The 2,588-nt window shown below is 66.3% G+C and carries 3 protein-coding genes; all 3 read right to left on the bottom strand.

Features of this window, described 5'->3' with window-relative positions; translation table 11 throughout:
- Nucleotides 1-531: lipid II flippase MurJ (locus ACIPIA_RS13975; protein ID WP_400510420.1), on the bottom strand; the 531-nt coding region annotated here is incomplete at its 3' end.
- On the bottom strand, nt 531-1,844 hold the full coding sequence (gene hslU, locus ACIPIA_RS13970) for an ATP-dependent protease ATPase subunit HslU (RefSeq protein ID WP_400510418.1): 1,314 nt from the start codon (nt 1,842-1,844) through the stop codon (nt 531-533). The genes hslU and ACIPIA_RS13975, both read right to left, overlap by 1 nt.
- 50 nt (nt 1,845-1,894) lie before the next feature.
- Nucleotides 1,895-2,464 carry an ATP-dependent protease subunit HslV gene (gene hslV / locus ACIPIA_RS13965; protein WP_400510417.1) on the bottom strand — a complete coding sequence of 190 codons (570 nt, stop codon included), beginning with the start codon at nt 2,462-2,464 and terminating at the stop codon, nt 1,895-1,897.
- Between the last annotated feature and the right edge of the window lie 124 nt (nt 2,465-2,588).

Here is a 2,588-nt window from a genome sequence, read left to right as displayed (position 1 = left end):
CAAGGCCGGCGCCAGCGCGGCCACGACGAAGCGCCTTTCCGCATTGAGCAGCGCCGCCAGCAGCGCGGCCAGCGTCGTCAGCATCAGGAAGGGAAGCATCAGCCGCGTATAATGCGCGGCGAAGGCCAGCGTCGCCGGCTCGCCGGCGAATCCTCCGGCAAGACCGAGCACCAGCCAGGGCGCGAAGAGTTCGCCTGCCGCGACCAGCAGCAGCAACAGAAAGGCGAGATTGCCGGTGGCTTCCGCCGCGAAGCGGTGCGCGTCGGCCGCGCCGCGCTCGCGCGCTATCCCGAGATAGATCGGCACGAAGGGGGCGTTGAGGCCGCCTTCGCCAAGCACGCGCCGGACGAGATTGGGCAGGCGCAGCGCAGCGAGATAGGCATCTGCGACCGGGCCTGCGCCGAGCAGCCGGGCGATCAGCACGTCGCGTGCGAATCCGAGCAGCCTCGACGCGACGGTCGCCGCACCGACGACGGCGGAGTCACGGGCGAGACGGGATGAATCCGGCGCGAACTCGGCCGGCTTATCCATCAGAGGATGAACCGGCTCAGGTCGGCGTTCTTCGCGAGGTCCCCTATCCGCCCCTCGACATAATCCGCATCGATGACGACCGTCTCGCCCGAGCGATCCGGCGCCGTGAAGGAGATCTCGTCGAGGATCCGCTCGATCACGGTCTGAAGCCGGCGCGCACCGATATTCTCGACCGTGGAGTTCACGTCCACTGCTATGCGGGCGATGGCATCGATCGCATCGGGCCTGAACTCGACCGTCACCTCCTCGGTCGCCATCAGAGCCACCGACTGCTTGATCAGGCTCGCCTCGGTCTCGGTCAGGATGCGCTTGAAATCCTCGATGTCGAGCGGGTTGAGCTCGACACGGATCGGCAGCCGGCCCTGCAGCTCCGGCAGCAGGTCGGACGGGCGCGAGACATGGAAGGCGCCGGAGGCGATGAACAGGATGTGGTCGCTCTTCACCGCGCCATGCTTGGTCGCGACGGTTGTGCCCTCGATCAGCGGCAGCAGGTCCCGCTGGACGCCTTCGCGAGAGACATCGGCGCCGCCGCCCTTGCCCTCCCGGGCGCAGATCTTGTCGATCTCGTCGAGGAAGACGATGCCGTTGTTCTCGACCTCGCGGATCGCGGCCTGCACGATCGCATCCTGATCGATCAGCTTGTCGCTCTCCTCCGCGAGCAGGGGCTGATAGGCGTCCTTGACCAGCATGCGCTTCGGCTTGCCCTTCTGGCCGAAGGCCTTTCCGAACATGTCGGAGAGGTTGATCGCGCCGATCGAGGCGCCGGGCATGCCCGGCAAATCGAACATCGGCGTCGACGCACCCGATCCAGCGGCGACCTCGACCTCGATCTCCTTGTCGTCGAGCTCGTTGTTGCGCAGCTTCCGGCGGAAGGAGTCGCGCGTCGCCGGGCTGGAATTCGCGCCGACCAGGGCGTCGAGCACGCGCTCCTCGGCCGCCAGATGGGCCTTGGCCTCGACATCCTTGCGCCGGTTCTCGCGCACCAGCGCGATCGCAACCTCGACGAGGTCCCGCACGATGGATTCGACGTCGCGGCCGACATAGCCGACCTCGGTGAACTTGGTCGCCTCGACCTTGAGGAAGGGCGCGTTCGCGAGCTTGGCGAGGCGCCGCGCGATCTCGGTCTTGCCGCAGCCGGTCGGCCCGATCATCAGGATGTTCTTGGGCGATACCTCCTCGCGCAGCGGCCCTTCGAGCTGCTGGCGGCGCCAGCGGTTGCGCAGCGCGATGGCGACGGCGCGCTTGGCGTCCTTCTGGCCGACGATGAAACGATCGAGCTCGGAAACGATCTCGCGGGGGGAAAAACTGGTCATTGCGTTACGATATCCGGAAAAAATGTCCTGGGACCTGGCGCAGCCAGCGCTCAAGCCGCTTCCAGCGTCTCGATGACGAGGCTGTGGTTGGTGTAGACGCAGATGTCGCCGGCGATCTTCATCGCCTTGCGCACGATCGTCTCGGCATCCGGCTCGACATCGATCAGGGCGCGCGCGGCCGACAGCGCATAATTGCCGCCGGAGCCGATCGCCATCACCGCGCCATGCTCGCTCGCCTCAGGCTCCAGCACGTCGCCGGTGCCGGAAATCAGCAGCGAGACGTCCTTGTCGGCGACGAGAAGCATCGCCTCCAGCCGGCGCAGGTAGCGATCGGTGCGCCAATCCTTGGCAAGCTCTACACAGGCGCGCAGCAACTGCGTCGGATACTGTTCGAGCTTGCTCTCAAGTCGCTCGAACAACGTGAAGGCATCGGCGGTCGCTCCAGCGAAGCCCGCGATCACCTGCCCCTTGGCGAGGCGGCGAACCTTCTTCGCATTGCCCTTCATGATCGTCGGGCCGAGCGAGACCTGCCCATCGCCGCCGATGACGACGCGTCCGCCCTTGCGCACCATCAGGATGGTGGTGGCGTGCATCACGGGAGCATTGCTGTGTTCTGACATGACGATCGGGAACCGGGACTGGATACGGAAGACGCCAACATGTTCAGGCGAGGCCGCTCGATCAAGAGGGGAGAGCCCGAATGCCGGCGGCGAATGCAGGCAGGCAGCTCCCGTCCACAGATCT

It is taken from the genome of Allobosea sp. CER48 (assembly GCF_044752385.1).
Lineage (GTDB): Bacteria > Pseudomonadota > Alphaproteobacteria > Rhizobiales > Beijerinckiaceae > Allobosea.
This window is presented reverse-complemented; position numbering and strand designations above follow the sequence as displayed.

Excerpts from the sequence above, each read along its gene's own strand:
- hslU (WP_400510418.1), bottom strand. The coding sequence starts at position 1,844 with ATGACCAGTTTTTCCCCCCGCGAGATCGTTTCCGAGCTCGATCGTTTC.
- hslV (WP_400510417.1), bottom strand. The coding sequence starts at position 2,464 with ATGTCAGAACACAGCAATGCTCCCGTGATGCACGCCACCACCATCCTG.